Genomic DNA, 15,693 nt, shown 5'->3' on the forward strand with positions numbered 1-15,693 from the left:
GAAACACACGAACTAATGTTCGATGAAAAAAAGTCGGAGATTTCGTTAACCGGTGTATTAGCACTGCTAATACTGTCAGCATGCCTGGGCGCAATCTTTTGGCAGGCTAATCACGCTAATACCAGTGCTGACGCGACCTTAGCGCGGATTCAAAAGGCCGGGACCGTCCGCATTGGATTCGCCAACGAAGCCCCCTACGGCTACCTCGATACCTCTTCCGGAAAAGTAACCGGCGAGGCCCCCGAAATCGCGAAAGCAATTCTGAAGCGAATGGGTGTCGAGCACGTCGAACCCATTGTGGCTGACTTTGGTTCGCTTATCCCAGGCCTGAAAGCGAAAAGGTTCGATATCATCGCGGCTGGCATGTACATCACCCCGACCAGGGCCCAAGAGATCTCCTTTTCGAATCCTTCCTATGCGATCGGCGAATCGTTCATTGTGAAGGCCGGCAACCCGCTCGAACTCCACGGATATGAAGACGTGCGCGACAATCCCAACGCCAAGCTCGGCGTCATGGGGGGCAGCGTCGAGCAAGGTTATGCCCGCGACATGGGGGTCGATGACAGACAGGTGCTCGTCTTCTCCGACTACAACAGCGCGATCCTGGGGCTCAAAGGAGGTCAGATCGATGCCGTCGCCGCAACCGACCTGACGGTCAACGATCTGCTGCAGAAGCAGGCCAGCGACGAAATCGAAAAGGCAACAGACTTTCACGATCCGGTCATTGATGGTCAATCGATTCGCGGTTACGGTGCGTTCGGCTTTCGCCAGGAAGACGTCGCGCTTCGCGAGCGGTTCGACGAAGAACTCGCCCAGTTCATTGGCTCGCCAGAACATTTGCAACTGGTCAAGAGATTCGGGTTCGACCAGTCGACCCTGCCAGGCAACATGACCGCAAAGGAATTGTCGAAAGCACCGTGAGCAACCTTCCCCCTCCTTTCGATCTCCTACCCTTCCTCCTGCAAGGGCTCTGGATCACCCTCTTCATCACGCTGGGCGGCTGCGCGGTGGCGATCGTTCTGTCGGTGCTGTTTGGTGTATGGAGCAAATCGACTGATCCGATTTTGCGCTGGCTGAGCGCCATCTATATCACCGTCTTTCGCGGGGCCAGTGCGCTGATCCTGTTGTACTGGTTCTATTTCGCGATGCCGGAACTGACGAACATCCGCCTCGATGCCATCACTACCGGCATCCTGGTGCTGGGCGCGAATGTCGGAGCCTACGGAGCGGAAGTCGTAAGGGCCAGTCTCGATGCGGTTCCCAAAGGGCAGTACCAGGCCGCCGCAGCGCTAAACCTCAACCGCTGGCAAACGATGCGCTACGTCATCTTTCCGCAAGCGATCCTGAGCATGATTCCCCCGTTTGGCAATCTGATGATCGAACTGCTGAAAGGGACGGCCCTGGTCTCGACGATCACCGTCACCGACCTCACCCTGCAAGGGAAGTTTCTGCGCGATGATACGCATCGATCGCTGGAAATCTTCGGGCTGCTGTTGGTGATCTACTTCCTGCTATCGATGACCATTACCGCGGTCTTCCGCGTGCTCGAGCATCGTTATTCCCAAGGCCGCGACTATGGAGGAGGGAACTAACCATGTGGAAGTGGGAAGTCGTCTGGCAAGTGATGCCCGATATTGTTAGCGGCCTGGTCGTTACGCTTGAAGCCGTCGCTGGCGGTATGATCCTGGCATTGCTGCTCGGGCTGCTATGGGCCGTGATGCGGCGATCGAAGTCGCACGTTATCAGTTGGCCGGCGTGGGGCGTGGTCGAGTTTGTCCGCAGTACGCCGCTGCTGGTGCAGTTGTTCTTCGTGTACTACGTGATGATCGATATCGTTGGGCGAGGCTTCTCGCCGCTGATGACCGGTATTCTGGTTCTCGGCGTCCATTACAGCTGCTACACGGCCGAGGTCTATCGGGCAGGGCTCGACGCCGTTGCCCGTGGCCAATGGAACGCCGCCAAGGCGCTCAACCTGACTCCGTACCAAACGTATCGCTACGTGATCCTTCCCCAGGCCATTCCCCCCATTCTGCCGAACCTGGGGAACTACCTGATTGCGATGCTCAAGGAAGCTCCGCTCCTGTCAACGATCACCGTTCTGGAAATCTTGAACGAAGCGAAGATCTTCGGCAACGAACATTACCGATACCTCGAACCCCTGACGATCGTGGGTGTACTGTTTATCCTGCTCAGCCTGTTGGCTGGCCTGTCGGTTGAATGGTTACGCCGGCGCACCGCGGCAATGACTTCATGAGTGAAACCACACCCCAGCTCCAAGTTCGGAATCTGCAAAAGACGTACGGCCCCAACCAGGTGCTGCGGGGCCTGAACGTCGACATTCAGTCAGGCGAGAAGATCGCGATTATCGGCCCCAGTGGCTCTGGCAAAAGCACCCTGCTGCGCATTCTCATGACGCTGGAGGCCCCCAACGGCGGAAGCGTGCTGGTCGATGGCGAGTCCGTCTGGACAATGCAAGTCAACGGCCACGAGAAGAAAGCGGACGAAGCGCACCTACACCAGATGCGTGCGAAGCTGGGGATGGTCTTTCAGCACTTCTTTCTGTTTCCGCATCTCTCGGTACGTCAGAACCTGACTCTGGCACCGAAGCTGGTGAATAACGTCTCAGGCAATGTTGCGGACGAAACGGCCATGAACCTACTGAAAATGGTCGGCATGGACGCCAAGGCCGATGCCTACCCGGCGCAGCTTTCTGGCGGGCAAAAACAGCGTGTTGCAATCGCCAGGGCCCTGGCCATGCAGCCCGAGATCATGCTGTTTGACGAAGTCACCTCGGCCCTCGACCCGGAACTGGTGCATGAAGTACTGAACGTGCTGCGTCAACTGGCCGAAAAATCGGACATGACGATGCTGCTGGTCACGCACGAGATGAACTTTGCCCGCGAGATCGCCGACCGCGTGCTGTTCTTCGACGGAGGCGTCATCCTGGAAGAAGGTCCCCCTAGCGAGATCTTCACCCAGCCGAAGCAGCAGCGCACGCAAGAATTTCTCAAGACCGTACTAGAAGCCTAAGCCCCACGATGCCTAGCCAAGCACTGATCGATTCCACGACGTTACTGTTGGTTCTGCTGAATCCCTTCCTGTTATGCATCTACCTGTTGGACCTGATTCAGGGGCTCGATACCCGCGGCTTTGCGCGGATGATGATTCAAGCCGGCCTGATCAGCGCGGCCATCTACTTCGGCTTCGCGGTCGTCGGTGACACGATCTTCACCACGATCTTCAAAGTCCGTTACGAATCGTTCCTGCTGTTTGGTGGGATTGTCTTTTTGCTGGTTTCGATTCGTCTGGTGATGAACGGCAGCACGGCCCTCAAATCGCTGCGCGGCGATAAACCACACGGGGCGGAAGGGACGGCATTACCCTTCATGCTGGGGCCTGGCACCATCAGCGCGTCGATCGTCACCGGTGCGAAAGTCAGCATCCCGGAAGCAGCCGGGGCGATTGCCTTCTCGGTGTTTGTGTGCGTCGTCTCGATCATCATCCTGAAGTGGATCCACGACATGATCCGCAAGCGTCACGAAGCGATCATGGAACGCTATCTCGACACGATCGGCCGCATCATGGCCCTGCTCACCGGCACGATCGCCGTTGATATGATCCTCAACGGCCTGGGGCAGTGGCTGGAGACCGGGGCAAGTTAGCGTCCATTCGCCTCAAGCTGGTCGCGGGGGCTCAGGCGAGCATTGCTCACCTTGGGCAAAATCGTCCCAGCACCATTGAAACTCAAGATAGCCATGCGTCGCCAACGTCTCATGACATCGAACCGCTGCCTGGAACACTTTCTGGGGGGTCGCCGACGCGGTACGACCGAACCATCGCGTCAGGAAACCAGGCCGATAGCTCGGTGAGATTTGCAATATCCACCGACTCTCGTCGACGTGATCCGCCAGGACGATGACTTCCAAGGTGGAAGTATCGGACCGGACGGTAAAAATCCACCCTGCATCGCGCCAGCATTCTAATTCCGACACTTCCAATCCCGTTTCGCGGAAGTCTGCCGCTAACAACCGTGCGATCGAACGGCCTCGAATCCGCTGTCCCTTCGACTCCGCTTCGGGCCCGGCAAATGTCGTATTCTGTGATATTGGCATTGATCAGCAGATCCTCAAACAACAAAAGTTGCGACTCGAAGTAACTCACTTCCCACTTACTAACGACTTGCCCGAACGTCCCGATACGGCCCATACGAATAATACTTCGGCCGATCATCCAGTCGCACATGCAGCCACGGCACACCGGCCCCGGCCGTGCTGAGCCAGACTGGCTTCGCGCTGATTCGCTTCTCCCAGGTCGTTCCCACGGCCTGCCAAAGTAAGCATTGCTGCCCTGACGAAGCATGACGAACGAACGCGGCCAGGTGCGGGTACGCATCGTTTTCTGCCAACGGTTCCGGTACCACCAAAATCGCATCGCCGCGTAGGTTCGGGAACGTGACGACCTGCTGTTCGCCGGTAAAGTGCTCGTCAAACGCCGACGACTTCGCCGTTTGACGCAGTTCCAGGCTCTCGGCCACCACGCACTCGAACGGCTGGGTAAAACTCCCTTCGACCAGCCCCGGCAACTCCCAGCGAAACGCGACGTACGGGGCATCGGCCAGCGTCTGATTGAACTGCTGGCAGAAATGCGGATCGGCCTGCCACCGCTGAGCCACTTCCTGAAACGTCAATCGCGTGCCTGCCGCTTCAATCTGCACATGCAGTCCGCGTCGCTCGTTCAGCTGCTGAATTTGAAATTGGCACATCGCTATTCCTCGCGTGAATCTTTCCAGCCCATCGTTGGCATTTTAGATTATCCCAGACACGAAGAGGAATCCTTCGGCTAGAATCACACCATGCAACGAACATCCCCCAAGCTCTGGCAGCACGGTGCCGCTCAACTGGCTCACCTCATCGCGTCGCGCGAGGTCTCGGCGGTGGAGGTGATCGCGGCCCATATCGATCGTATCAATACGGTCAATCCGCACATCAACGCGCTGACCGAAACGTTCTTCGACCAGGCCACCGCCACGGCCAAGCGACTGGACGACGATCCCTCCCTGCATGCCAACCAGCCGCTGCGGGGTGTGCCGATATCGATCAAAGAATGTTTCCTCGTCGCCGGCGGCAAGAGCACGCTGGGGATGACGACACCTGCGGTTCAGCACACCCACGATGGCATCCATGTCGCTCGGCTGCGTGAAGCTGGCGGCATTGTCCTGGGGATGACCAACGTCCCGCAGATGATGATCATCCACGAGACACGTAACCCGGTCTTCGGCACCACCAACAACCCTTGGAACCTGGAGCGTAGCGTCGGCGGAAGCAGCGGCGGCGAGGCCGCGATTCTGGCCGCTGGCGGAACGGCCCTCGGCCTGGGAAGCGACCTGGGAGGAAGCATTCGCCTGCCAAGTCACTTCTGCGGCATCGCCGGACTGAAGCCCACCTCGCGGCGACTGCTACGCAGCGGAGCAGTCGAGAACCTTCGCGGGATGGCGTGGCTTGAATACCAGCCAGGGCCTATGGCACGGCACGTGGCCGACCTGCGGCTGGCCATGCAGGTACTCGCCCGGCAACAAGCCAACATGAAGTGGAGCGACCCCGAAGTTGCCCCGCTCGGCTTCGACCCGCAGGCCTCGACCGACATCAGCTCACTCCGCATTGGCGTCTATGCCGACGATGGTTTCTTCCCTCCCTGCCCTGCCGTGAAACGTGCGATCGCAGAAGGGATCGAAGGCCTGACCGCGCGTGGTGCCACGATCGTCACGCTCGAACCACCCAAGACACTCGACCTGCTGAAATCGTACTTCGCGATTGCCAGCGCCGATGGTGGCCGCGATTTTCGTCGCATGCTGAAGGGAAGCAGGCTCGATCCGGAAATCGCCCGCCTGGTTCGCCTGGCCGCACTACCCCGTTGGCTGCGTCCCTTGATCGCCATGCTGGTGCTCGCTCCGTTTGGCAAACGCAAAATGTCGGCTCTCTTTCAGGCATCGGGGCCTCGTTCGGCCAATTCGCTGTGGCAGATTACCTACCAGGCCGCTTGTCAGGTTCGCGAAGTCTTCCAGTCCTGGGACAACGCAGGCGTCGATGCCGTCCTGTGTCCCACGCACGCGACCCCTGCTCTGCTACCAGACAGCGCCGTCGATATGATGCCGGCGGCCAGCTACAGCGTCGTGATGAACCTCTTGGGTGTTCCGTGCGGAAACGTTCCGGCGACACGCGTTCGCGCGGAGGAAACCTCTGATCGAAGCGGCAATCTCGATGCCAGCGAGCAAATGGCCGCGAAGATCGAACGCGGCAGTGCCGGGTTACCGGTCGGCGTGCAAGTCGCCGGACGCTTCTGGCGTGAAGACCAGGTACTTAGTGTGATGGAAGCACTCGAATCGCATTACCGCACGCTGCCCGATTTCCCTGCTATCTCGCACCTTCCCAAGTTCGGTAACGATTAGCGAGGGCACATCATGTTGACTTGGATTCGCAGCTTCTGGAAACCCAAGTCGCTCGGCCAGCGGGGCGAGTCGCTGGCCTGCCGTTACCTTCGCCGCCAAGGCTACACGATCGTGGCCCGGCAAGATCGGACGCGGCTGGGGGAAATCGATATCATCGCGGTCCACCAGCGAACGGTCGTCTTCGTCGAAGTCAAAACCAGGGCCGGCGACGAAAAGGGAACACCCACCCAGGCGGTCAACACCGAGAAGCAAGAACGCCTCACCCGCGCGGCCTTAGCGTACATGCGACGGCACGATCTACTAGGCAACTGCGCCGCCCGCTTCGATGTCATCGCAATCGTCTGGCCAGGCGATCAAGCGAAGCCCACGATCAACCATATCGAAAACGCCTTCGAACCGACCGGGCAGTTTCAAATGTTTTCGTAACGCTAAATCCCCCAACGTTCGCGCAGCGCCGCGATCAGTTCGGTCTGGTCTTTGTCGTCGAGGTGATCCCAGGCTAGTTCCCCTTTATAGACCGGATGCAGGATCAAATCCTCGAAAGTGATTCCTGCGACTTTGACTTGAACACGGCACAGGGCATGTACGTGATCGTTGCCATCGGGAACATAACCTAGGACTTTGGCCGATTGGAACTCGGAGACGATGTCTTCAATGTCAGGAATATGCTTTTCATGAATCGCTTTCGAACGACGCCACAAACGCGGCAATCCTTCGTCCAATACCATGTACCACTTTCCATTACTCTTGTGGCAAGTCTCTTCAATCACGTGCAGCGAAACCGAGCGAGTAATCACGTGAGCACATTCGGCTGACTCCACAATCACACCCAGGATATCCAACTCTGGCGAGCTTTTACGAAGTTGTTCTTTGGTAATTCCCCGGTAGGTGTTTTCATACTTCTGCTTGAGCACCCCATCGGGACCGGCCTGACTGACTTCCTCTTTGGTATCGATCGGACGCAGTTGTTCTTTGAGTTGCACGACCATCGGGTCTTGCGGATTGCCCTCAAAAAGCTCCATCAGAAACTTCGAGTACGCCTCTTTCGACTTCGGATCGGTTAGGGCGATGATCCGGTCGAAGTCGGAATCGTAGAGCGCCTTGAAGGTCGCCTGAACGACCGCTTTGGGGGAAGCCTGGGCCGGATCGACCTTTTGCCCAAAGGCCAGGCCGGGGCAGAGCATCAGCAAGGGTAGCCACACCAACAGATTACGCATATTGCTGTCCGATTAAGTCCTGGTTTTAAGTCCGCTTCAGTATACAGAAGCCAGCAAGCTTCCCATCCAAGCAAAACCTGCCAAAGACGTAACCTACATGCAATCAACACCTTACGCTACATCCTGGCAAATTCTTTCAAAAACTTTTTGCCCCGCAAATTCAGATGACCCAACGTGTCATCGGCCTACTCGATAGTACGTGTGTCGCGGATGGGAAAGGTTTTCCACCGTGCTGCACACGACACAAAGAACATCACGTTTCTGAGATATGGAGAGGTCTATCATGGCTTTGGGATTTGGCCTGGAACTGGGTGAATGGATGGAAGAGTCGACCGAAACGAAGGCCGCTTTTGCGGAGCTGGCCGTGCTGGAAGACTTGTTCGAGGGTGTCGATGCTCAGCCGCGTCCGTACCAGGTACGCATCGCGACGAAAGCAATTCAAGCTCTGCTAAGTGCAAACGCGGATCCGTTTGACGAATTCGCGGGGTCGAGCGCCTCGGTCCTGATCGAAAGTCCCACGGGCAGCGGGAAGACGGTCATGGGCCTGGCAATCGCCCAGTGGATGCAAAAGCACTTCGGTCTGTCGATCGGCTGGGTTTCGATGCGACGCAATCTGCTCTCGCAAGCCCAGGCCGAGAACATCGCTCGCGGCTTCGATGTGAAGCTGGAACTGATCTCGATGTTCGATAAAGATCCTCCGAAAGTCGACATGCTGATCGTCGACGAAGCCCAGCACGACGCCGCGATGAGCATGGCCAACCTGCACTGCACCATACGCCCGCAGTACATCTTGGGCCTGACCGCCACCCCATTCCGCGGCGATCGCGTGAAGCTGTGCTTCGATCATGTCATTCGCGACGCAGGCATCCATCAATTGATTCAAGATGGTTACCTCAGCGAGTACCACCACTACACCATCCCTGAATATACCCCGGGATCCGTCGCTGAAACTTATGCGTCGGACATCCAGCGGTGGGGGAAGTCCATCGTCTTCTTCCACCGCCACGATCAATGTGTCGAATGCCAGGAAGAGCTTACGCTCCGCGGCATTCGCAGCGAAATCGTCACTGCCAAGAGTGACCGAGATCGGCAGTTGGCCGAGTTCATCTCCGGCAAGCTCCAGGTGCTGATCAACATGAACATCTTGACCGAAGGGTTCGACTGCCCTGACCTCAAGACGGTGTTCTGTCGTCCTTCGAGCAAGGCCTGCACCATTCAGATGTGCGGGCGAGTCTTCCGAAAGCATGCGAGCCACGCTTTCAAACAAGTCGTTCAGTGTCAACAAACGCCGCATCCGATTCTGAAAACGGCCGCGGCCAACGAGCAGTACGTGTGGGCCGGCGATCAGTGGAATAGCCTCAAGATGAACCGCCAGATCGAAGCGATCAGCCAGCGATCGCGACGGCTGATCGCCGGCACCCAGGTACGCTTGCCGAAGCTCGTCGCCGCCTTGAAAGAGACTCGGCCGATGTGGGAACAGCGGCGAAACCGGTTCTAACGGTCACTCGCCAAGAGGTAGCCCCTCACCCTAACCCTCTCCCCTCAGGGGAGAGGGGACCAGATTCCTATTCTCACTGAACCCAAAGAACTCAAACTTATCCGGAGTACTAATCATGCGATGGAATTTTGAATACGGACATGCTCGCGTTTCTGATTTTCGTGTCCAGGCCGAGCGAGACCTCAAGTCAGGCCGCGTCGATGTGACCGGCATCGAACTATTCGGCGAGAAGCTTCGCCCGACCAAACGATTCTGGAAGTCGATGTTCATGCGGTTCGGCTTTTCGGAAAGTGTCTTCCGCTACTTCGATCATGGCGAAGTCTTTCAGCGGATCTCCGAGAAATCCCCCAACGATGCGGTTCGTTTTTGCCTGGAACGGGGCGGAGCGAAAGGGCCGCGATTGCTTTCGGTCAGTAACCCGAAACGACCGGTGATCACGCACGAGGAAGTTCGCGGACTGTTGGATCAATACGACGGCAAGGACATCAAGTACACCGAAGGAGTCATCACCAGCACGCATCGCCCCCGTAGCGGCGACTGCGATTTTGAAATCGGCGGCGACCGCTTCAAACATCGCTTTGTGATGGAAACGCCGATCGATGGTTTCAGCCAACCGAAGATCTACCTTTCGTTTTTGCGGATGCTGTGCAGCAACGGAGCGATCGGCTACAGCCGCGCGTTTCGTAGCGACATTAGCCTGGGCAAGGACATCGGCCACTGCATCTCGCGTGCCTTGGAAAGCTACGATAACGGCGAAGGGTACGCCGGACTGCGGCAGCGGTTTGAAAGCTCGCAAACATCGTGGGCTTCGCTGAACGAATGCAACAAGCTGTACAAGCTGCTGTTCAAGTGGGACCGCTCGAAGTCGTTCGATCGTCCCAACGTACTGACCGACTTCCACCGCCTGACCGGCCGCATGAACCAACTATACGGGCTCACCAACCTGGATGCCCTCAGCGAAAAACGCCTGCGGGTGCTGCCGGCCAAGTGCCGCGTGTACGACCTGGTCAACTTCGCCAGCGAAGTCGCCACCCACCACGCCGATGAAGCGGCCTCGCGCACGCTGCAAGCCTACATCGGCAGTCTCATTTCCGACGAATACGACATGGAAGGTACCGCTGGCGAAGGAACCGAGTTCGCCGATTTCTTCGTGACCGACGAGAAATCGTCAGCCGCCTTAATGAACTGATCCAATTCCGTTTCTCCTCCGTGACCCCGAAGGCGGGCCGAACTTGTTCGGCCCGCTTTTGCGTTGGAGGGAGCTATTTGGCAGAATGCTGGTTCCTCGACACGCCCATACAATGAAACGGAATGACCAACAACTTCCCTCCCCACCCTTCTTCCGTTCTCGCTGGCTTTGCCATCATCGTGATAGGCAGTTGTGTTGTGCCTATCGGTTGGGGAATTGAAGCGCAATCGTACTCTGATCCCGTTACCAATCAGATCGGACTTGTACTTCTTACGGTCTTTGGCACGTTGGCATTCGCTCAATACGTTGCCGTGTTTCGCTGTTCTCGTTGGTTTGCTTCGCTGGCAATTGTGATGCTGGTAATCATCGTTATCGCAACCATCGCTCTGCTCCTCCTGCTTCAAAAGGCGGGACCGCAAGACGATGTCGAGCAGCGATGGATTTTGGGAATCGCCGGCATGGCACTCATCTATGCCTGTACCGTTGTGTTAACCTATCGCTGGCAGACGGAATTGCTGAATGCTCCCTTGTCCGAAAGAACGCCCGAACCCGCGAAGAATCTTAAGCTCTTCGATCTTTTTGCGATCACGACCTTTGCGGCAGGACTGATGGCCTACTTAGCCACGTTTTGATTGGTTCGTTTCGGTCGCCCTTCCAGGCCTTAAGAGTCTTACGGCTACGATGAGCTGTTACTGAGCGTTTTGAAATGCGTGTGACGAACTAGTCGTAGAGCCGGAACAATCGCTTGAGGGCATCAAGAAGCCCTCCTTGGGCACCGCTTTCGATGTCATCGCGGAGTGATTCCAGGGGTGGATGAAGCAGCTTGTTCACCAACCGGTCGAAGGAACGTTCGATCTCTTTTTGTAGCTTCGGATCGAGACCTTCCATCTTGTTCAGCAGGCGTTTCAGTTCGTCCTGCTTCAGTTCGTCGGCGGCCTGCTTCAAGCGTTTGATCGTGGGGCCGGTGGCGCGGTGGTGCAGGTCGGCCATGAACTTGGCCGTTTCCTTTTCGACAATCCTTTCGGCCTTGGGCCATTCCAACTCGCGGGCCTTGCGGTTCTTCTCGCACGCTTTCTGCAGGTCGTCGATCGAGAAGAGATACACCCCGACACAATCGCCGATCTTGGGATCGAAGTCGCGCGGGATGGCCAGGTCCAAGATGAACAGCGCCTTTTGATAACGCTTCGCTTCCACTTCCTGGAACTGCTCGTAGGTGATGATTGGCTCAGTGGCCCCGGTCGTGCTGACGACGACGTCGGCCCGCACGAGTTGCCGAGTGAGTTCCGACCACGGGAACGCCTCGGCATTGAACGCTTCGGCCAGTTTCTGGCCGCGTTCGAGGTTGCGGTTCACGACGGTGAAGTCGCGCACGCCCATGTCACGCAGGTAATTGAGGGTCTCTTCCCCCATCTCGCCTGCCCCGATGATCAGCACCTTCTTGTCGTCGAAGCGATCGAAGATGCTCGAGGCGAATTCACCCACGGCGACGCTGGGAATGCTGACCCGCTTCTGGTGGATGTTCGTTTCGTTGTGAACGCGTTTGGCGACGTGGATGGCGGCTTGAAACACGCTATGGGTGAGCGTGCCGGCACAGTCGGCATCGGTTGCCATTTCGTAGGCCTGTTTGACCTGCGACAGGATCTGGGCTTCGCCGACGACCATGCTGTCTAAGCTGGCCGCCACGGTGAACAGGTGCCGCACGACATCTTCGCCGGTCCGTTCCAGGACGTTGTCGAAGATCTCTTCCGACTTCAGTTGATGAAACTGGGCCAGGAAGTCGACCATCTCGTGGTGACTGGGGAACCGGGTCGGATCGACCGAAGCCGTGTAGAACTCGGTCCGATTGCAGGTCGAGAGAATCACCGATTCGGTATCGGGGAAGTTCTCGCGCAAAAGCAACATCGCCTGCCGGGCTTGCTCTGGGGTGAAGGCCAGCCGCTCGCGGACTTCGACCTTCGCGTTGTGGTGGCTACAGCCAATCATGTGGAGCTTCATTGGATGATGCTCCTGGGCTGGGTAGCGGGCAGTTGAAGTTGGCTGGTGCTCTCGTCGGTTCCGGGGTGTTCCAGGTTGCGGGCATGCTGCGACGGTCCGAACAGGATGAGCGCCAACACGATCATCAGGAACAAAAAGTTGGCCATCGTCAGGTAGGCCACCTTCTGCCCACGTCGAGCCGGACGATAGATCAGTTCGAAGATCATCGCCGCGACGAGCCACAAAAACAGGATCGCCGAACTCCAGATCACCGGATCGGTCCAAGGGAAGCTGTTATGGCTAAGCTTCAGCAAGATACCAGCGAACATGCCGCCAGCAAGCAAGCAGGTTGAAATGACCAGGGCCCGGCGATTGGTTGTTTCCAACCATTCGAGACTCGGCAGCTTGAACCCTTCGCTGGTCAGCATTTTATGTTTCAGGCGATACGACTGAATGAGATACATGACCCCAGTCACGAATCCCAGCATCACGACGACCGTCCCGGCCAAGAGCGCCGTCCCGTGGATCACGCCCCAGGTTTCCGCCGCCGTGCTGGCACCAAAGGGGGCGACCTGGTCCATCAAGTAGGCCACACCGATCAGCAGTAACACCATCGGCAGCAGGAACAATCCGAGCGAGGTCCCTGGCTGGGCGAACGCGGCGATCACAAACAGCGACATCAACACCCAGGCCGCCATCAAGCACCACTGGTGCCACGACGATATCGGCCCCGGTTGAATGACCCCTTGCTGTTCGCCAATCAGGTAGAGCGTGTGGGTAATAATCCCCAGAACGGCAAACCCTAGCGAAATAACGGCTCGGGAGCGTGCTCGAACCCAGATTCGCGCAACCTCCAGCCCCAGCGTTATCGCATAGCAGGAAGCAAAACAAAGCAGGGTTATCCCAGACAGCATGACCGTTCTAACTGAACCTTCGTGGGGGGAAGGGGTTGCGTTTCTGGTAATTGGGATCGGTCAGGCTCACCGCCAGCATGATCCGAAGAAGGATTCTTCCGGCGGCTTCCTGCGAAGGTGGGTAAAGTCGACTCACTTATTCTAGATGCGCGGGCCCGAAAAGGTTACTCCCCCAGAGCGTGGTACACGGCCTAGCAGGCCAAGAAACAGGGTTTGTGCGGTTTCCCGCGCACTTAAGTGGCCTGGATCTCGGTTTTGTCCGCATTGACACCGCTTTCATGAGGGGGCGAAACATCTTATAGTAGTCGTTTACGTTCTGGCTTGGGGGATCTACTGAGCACCCCAGAACCAAGGCCGTAGCCCAGACAATCTCGCGCCCGACGCTCACACGCCGACCGGTTCTTTCGCACTCGGCCACCCCTACTTTGACGTCGGCCCAATCGTTTTCGACCGCAGGATATTGAATGAAAACGCTGATTAAGAACGCCACCGTAATACTGCCCGACGGACCTCAAAAGACGTCTGTCTTGATCGATGGAGCTCAAATCGCCGATATCGATCCGGCTGAATCGGTGAAAGTCGACGAGACCGTCTACGCTTACGGCATGACGCTGATCCCCGGCGTGATCGATGCCCACGTTCACATGCGCGATCCTGGCCTGACCGCCAAGGAAGACCTTCGCAGTGGCAGCCGTGCGTGTGCTAAGGGGGGTATTACTACCTTCCTGGAAATGCCCAACACCAATCCGGCCACCATTTCGCAGAAGCTTCTGGAAGAGAAGCTCACCCTGGCAGCCAACAAAAGCATCGTGAACTACGGGTTCTTCGTCGGTGCCACGCTGCAGAACATGGAAGAACTGAAGAAGGCGACCCGCACGCCTGGCATCAAGATCTACATGGGTAGCAGCACCGGCGACATGGCCCTGACCGACCCCGGCCTGCTGGAAGCGATCTTCGCCGAAACCAAGCTGCCGATCGCCGTACATGCCGAAGACGAAACGATCATCGAAAAGATGAAGCAGGAACTGGCCGGCACGCGCAACGTGGTCGACCACTCCAAGATCCGCAGCGTCGAAGCGGAAGTCGCTTCCATCAAGCGAGCCTGTGCGTTGGCTCGTGAGTACAAACACCGGTTGCACATCTGCCACGTGAGTGCTGGTGCCTCGGTCGATATCTTCGAAGATCACGCCGACGTGATCACCGCCGAAGTCACTCCGCATCACTTGTTCCTCAATGTGGATGATTACCTGAACCTGGGCACGCTGGCCCAGATGAATCCGTCCCTCAAAACGCAGGAAGACAACGAAGCACTCTTCCAGGCACTTCTGGACGACAAGATCCAGATCGTCGCGACCGACCACGCCCCACACACGTGGGAAGAGAAGTGCGGCCGCTATCCCGAAACGCCCAGTGGTGTCCCCGGCGTCGACACGGCCCTGCCGCTGATGTTGGACATGGTCGCCAAGGACAAGTGCACCATGGAGGACGTCGTGCATTGGATGTGCGAAGGCCCGGCCCTGGTGTGGGACATCCTGGAAAAGGGTCGCATCGAAGTAGGCTACGACGCCGACCTGGTGCTGATCGACATGAACAAAACCCAGGTCATCCACGGCCCAAGCATGGAAACCAAATGTCGCTGGACCCCCTTCGAAGGCCGCGAAGTCACCGGCTGGCCTGTGCGAACCTGGGTCTGCGGCAAGGAAGTTTACCGCGACGGCAAGTTCGACGAATCGCGCATGGGCGTCGAAGCCATGTTCGACCACAGCCGCGGTGGCTACTGGGCAGGGATCGAGTAAACGACCTCGACAACCAATACCAGTCGCCACGAAGCGAACATACTAAGCCAGGGTTAGCCGCCCTGGCTTTTTTCGTTAGTGGTGATCTGTATCTTCGTACGGATGATTCGCTCGGTACTGCTCGCGTCCCTGACGATACATCTGATAGTGCCGTACCGCAACGACGAACATCAACAGGGTGACGAATACGCAAATCAGCGTGCCTGCGATCGTCAATGTGGAAGTGACGATACTCGCGACGCAGATCAGCCCCAATAACACAGCCACTACCATTTGAATCGCGTGGGCCAGGTAGTCTTTGTGCTGGCAATTGGGTTGATCCACGGGGGCGATCTCGGGATCGGATCGGAAAGGGTTTTCTTCCATGGGGGAGATTCGCATTGCCTGTTTGGGACATCTGGACGTCCCTGGTAAGACGGGAACACCGCGTCTGCCTCCTTTCATTCGTCGTGCACTTGGGAATCTTGGACGAACGTGCAGCCGTGTCGGCACGCTCCGGTCCCCTCGCCCCTGCGGGGAGAGGGTTAGGGTGTGGGGTTTTCTTGTTGGGTGGCGACTCTTGCGCGACTGGGGTTCGCGTAAGGATCGCGTCGACATCCACTGGTTGGGGACGCAGGTTGTTGAACGATTCCTCGCGCCGCGTAAAGTTACCGTGCGCAT

17 protein-coding genes are annotated in these 15,693 nt (G+C 57.5%); 11 read left to right on the plus strand and 6 right to left on the minus strand.

The features are described 5' to 3' along the window. Positions 1-15 precede the first annotated feature (15 nt). Genes ehuB through C5Y96_RS01155 form a run of 5 tightly spaced genes read left to right on the plus strand, consistent with a single transcriptional unit; the run spans position 16 to position 3,662 of the window. Entirely contained in the window at positions 16-921 is a 906-nt protein-coding gene (ehuB, locus tag C5Y96_RS01135) for an ectoine/hydroxyectoine ABC transporter substrate-binding protein EhuB (RefSeq protein WP_105349713.1), read from the plus strand. Beyond that, on the plus strand, positions 918-1,592 hold the full coding sequence (gene ehuC / locus C5Y96_RS01140) for an ectoine/hydroxyectoine ABC transporter permease subunit EhuC (protein ID WP_105349714.1): 675 nt from the start codon (positions 918-920) through the stop codon (positions 1,590-1,592). The genes ehuB and ehuC overlap by 4 nt, the downstream gene beginning before the upstream one ends. 2 nt (positions 1,593-1,594) lie before the next feature. Next, complete coding sequence (gene ehuD / locus C5Y96_RS01145; protein WP_105349715.1) at positions 1,595-2,254, plus strand: ectoine/hydroxyectoine ABC transporter permease subunit EhuD; 660 nt, start codon at positions 1,595-1,597, stop codon at positions 2,252-2,254. Further along, a complete protein-coding gene (ehuA, locus tag C5Y96_RS01150; protein WP_105349716.1) occupies positions 2,251-3,030 on the plus strand; it encodes an ectoine/hydroxyectoine ABC transporter ATP-binding protein EhuA in 780 nt (259 codons plus the stop codon). The genes ehuD and ehuA overlap by 4 nt, the downstream gene beginning before the upstream one ends. Before the next feature lie 8 nt (positions 3,031-3,038). Continuing rightward, positions 3,039-3,662, plus strand: coding sequence for a MarC family protein (locus tag C5Y96_RS01155; RefSeq protein ID WP_105349717.1), 624 nt, complete (start codon positions 3,039-3,041; stop codon positions 3,660-3,662). 12 nt (positions 3,663-3,674) lie between these two features. Here C5Y96_RS01155 and C5Y96_RS01160 read toward each other — a convergent pair whose 3' ends face one another. Then, positions 3,675-4,112 (minus strand): hypothetical protein, encoded by a 438-nt coding sequence (locus tag C5Y96_RS01160; RefSeq protein WP_146115470.1) that lies wholly within the window; start codon positions 4,110-4,112, stop codon positions 3,675-3,677. A gap of 59 nt (positions 4,113-4,171) precedes the next feature. Further along, the gene (locus tag C5Y96_RS01165; RefSeq protein WP_105349719.1) at positions 4,172-4,762 is read right to left on the minus strand and encodes a DUF6940 family protein; all 591 of its coding nucleotides are present in this window, start codon (positions 4,760-4,762) and stop codon (positions 4,172-4,174) included. A 90-nt stretch (positions 4,763-4,852) separates the two neighbouring features. Here C5Y96_RS01165 and C5Y96_RS01170 point away from each other — a divergent pair, with 90 nt between their 5' ends. Continuing rightward, positions 4,853-6,445: an amidase gene (locus tag C5Y96_RS01170; protein ID WP_105349720.1), complete on the plus strand. Its 1,593-nt coding sequence runs from the start codon at positions 4,853-4,855 to the stop codon at positions 6,443-6,445. Between the two features lie 12 nt (positions 6,446-6,457). After that, positions 6,458-6,871: a YraN family protein gene (locus C5Y96_RS01175; RefSeq protein ID WP_105349721.1), complete on the plus strand. Its 414-nt coding sequence runs from the start codon at positions 6,458-6,460 to the stop codon at positions 6,869-6,871. A 2-nt stretch (positions 6,872-6,873) separates the two neighbouring features. Here C5Y96_RS01175 and C5Y96_RS01180 read toward each other — a convergent pair whose 3' ends face one another. Further along, positions 6,874-7,662 carry a hypothetical protein gene (locus C5Y96_RS01180; RefSeq protein WP_105349722.1) on the minus strand — a complete coding sequence of 263 codons (789 nt, stop codon included), beginning with the start codon at positions 7,660-7,662 and terminating at the stop codon, positions 6,874-6,876. A 283-nt stretch (positions 7,663-7,945) separates the two neighbouring features. Between C5Y96_RS01180 and C5Y96_RS01185 the strand changes: the two genes are divergently transcribed. The 3 genes from C5Y96_RS01185 to C5Y96_RS01195 all read left to right on the plus strand — a co-directional run bounded on the left by C5Y96_RS01185 (position 7,946) and on the right by C5Y96_RS01195 (position 10,981). Next, positions 7,946-9,160 (plus strand): DEAD/DEAH box helicase, encoded by a 1,215-nt coding sequence (locus C5Y96_RS01185; protein ID WP_233198699.1) that lies wholly within the window; start codon positions 7,946-7,948, stop codon positions 9,158-9,160. Positions 9,161-9,275: 115 nt separating this feature from the next. Further along, positions 9,276-10,349, plus strand: a complete 1,074-nt coding sequence (locus tag C5Y96_RS01190; protein ID WP_105349723.1) for a DUF932 domain-containing protein — start codon at positions 9,276-9,278, stop codon at positions 10,347-10,349. Positions 10,350-10,471: 122 nt separating this feature from the next. Then, entirely contained in the window at positions 10,472-10,981 is a 510-nt protein-coding gene (locus C5Y96_RS01195) for a hypothetical protein (protein WP_105349724.1), read from the plus strand. Positions 10,982-11,069: 88 nt separating this feature from the next. On the opposite strand, the gene hemA is transcribed toward C5Y96_RS01195, so the two are convergent. Together hemA and ccsA are read right to left on the minus strand one after the other, a co-directional pair. Then, complete coding sequence (gene hemA / locus C5Y96_RS01200) at positions 11,070-12,344, minus strand: glutamyl-tRNA reductase (protein ID WP_105349725.1); 1,275 nt, start codon at positions 12,342-12,344, stop codon at positions 11,070-11,072. Further along, positions 12,341-13,237 carry a cytochrome c biogenesis protein CcsA gene (gene ccsA, locus C5Y96_RS01205; protein WP_105349726.1) on the minus strand — a complete coding sequence of 299 codons (897 nt, stop codon included), beginning with the start codon at positions 13,235-13,237 and terminating at the stop codon, positions 12,341-12,343. The genes hemA and ccsA overlap by 4 nt, the downstream gene beginning before the upstream one ends. A gap of 464 nt (positions 13,238-13,701) precedes the next feature. Between ccsA and C5Y96_RS01210 the strand changes: the two genes are divergently transcribed. Continuing rightward, a complete protein-coding gene (locus tag C5Y96_RS01210; protein ID WP_105349727.1) occupies positions 13,702-15,033 on the plus strand; it encodes a dihydroorotase in 1,332 nt (443 codons plus the stop codon). A 75-nt stretch (positions 15,034-15,108) separates the two neighbouring features. On the opposite strand, the gene C5Y96_RS01215 is transcribed toward C5Y96_RS01210, so the two are convergent. Then, complete coding sequence (locus C5Y96_RS01215) at positions 15,109-15,399, minus strand: hypothetical protein (protein ID WP_105349728.1); 291 nt, start codon at positions 15,397-15,399, stop codon at positions 15,109-15,111. Positions 15,400-15,693: the final 294 nt, after the last annotated feature.

The organism is Blastopirellula marina, from assembly GCF_002967715.1.
Taxonomy (GTDB): domain Bacteria; phylum Planctomycetota; class Planctomycetia; order Pirellulales; family Pirellulaceae; genus Bremerella; species Bremerella marina_B.

Excerpts from the sequence above, each read along its gene's own strand:
- C5Y96_RS01175 (WP_105349721.1), top strand. The coding sequence starts at position 6,458 with ATGTTGACTTGGATTCGCAGCTTCTGGAAACCCAAGTCGCTCGGCCAG.
- C5Y96_RS01155 (WP_105349717.1), top strand. The coding sequence starts at position 3,039 with ATGCCTAGCCAAGCACTGATCGATTCCACGACGTTACTGTTGGTTCTG.
- C5Y96_RS01190 (WP_105349723.1), top strand. The coding sequence starts at position 9,276 with ATGCGATGGAATTTTGAATACGGACATGCTCGCGTTTCTGATTTTCGT.
- C5Y96_RS01210 (WP_105349727.1), top strand. The coding sequence starts at position 13,702 with ATGAAAACGCTGATTAAGAACGCCACCGTAATACTGCCCGACGGACCT.
- C5Y96_RS01160 (WP_146115470.1), bottom strand. The coding sequence starts at position 4,112 with ATGCCAATATCACAGAATACGACATTTGCCGGGCCCGAAGCGGAGTCG.
- ehuA (WP_105349716.1), top strand. The coding sequence starts at position 2,251 with ATGAGTGAAACCACACCCCAGCTCCAAGTTCGGAATCTGCAAAAGACG.
- C5Y96_RS01185 (WP_233198699.1), top strand. The coding sequence starts at position 7,946 with ATGGCTTTGGGATTTGGCCTGGAACTGGGTGAATGGATGGAAGAGTCG.
- ehuD (WP_105349715.1), top strand. The coding sequence starts at position 1,595 with ATGTGGAAGTGGGAAGTCGTCTGGCAAGTGATGCCCGATATTGTTAGC.
- ccsA (WP_105349726.1), bottom strand. The coding sequence starts at position 13,237 with ATGCTGTCTGGGATAACCCTGCTTTGTTTTGCTTCCTGCTATGCGATA.
- C5Y96_RS01180 (WP_105349722.1), bottom strand. The coding sequence starts at position 7,662 with ATGCGTAATCTGTTGGTGTGGCTACCCTTGCTGATGCTCTGCCCCGGC.
- C5Y96_RS01165 (WP_105349719.1), bottom strand. The coding sequence starts at position 4,762 with ATGTGCCAATTTCAAATTCAGCAGCTGAACGAGCGACGCGGACTGCAT.
- C5Y96_RS01170 (WP_105349720.1), top strand. The coding sequence starts at position 4,853 with ATGCAACGAACATCCCCCAAGCTCTGGCAGCACGGTGCCGCTCAACTG.
- ehuB (WP_105349713.1), top strand. The coding sequence starts at position 16 with ATGTTCGATGAAAAAAAGTCGGAGATTTCGTTAACCGGTGTATTAGCA.
- C5Y96_RS01195 (WP_105349724.1), top strand. The coding sequence starts at position 10,472 with ATGACCAACAACTTCCCTCCCCACCCTTCTTCCGTTCTCGCTGGCTTT.
- hemA (WP_105349725.1), bottom strand. The coding sequence starts at position 12,344 with ATGAAGCTCCACATGATTGGCTGTAGCCACCACAACGCGAAGGTCGAA.
- C5Y96_RS01215 (WP_105349728.1), bottom strand. The coding sequence starts at position 15,399 with ATGGAAGAAAACCCTTTCCGATCCGATCCCGAGATCGCCCCCGTGGAT.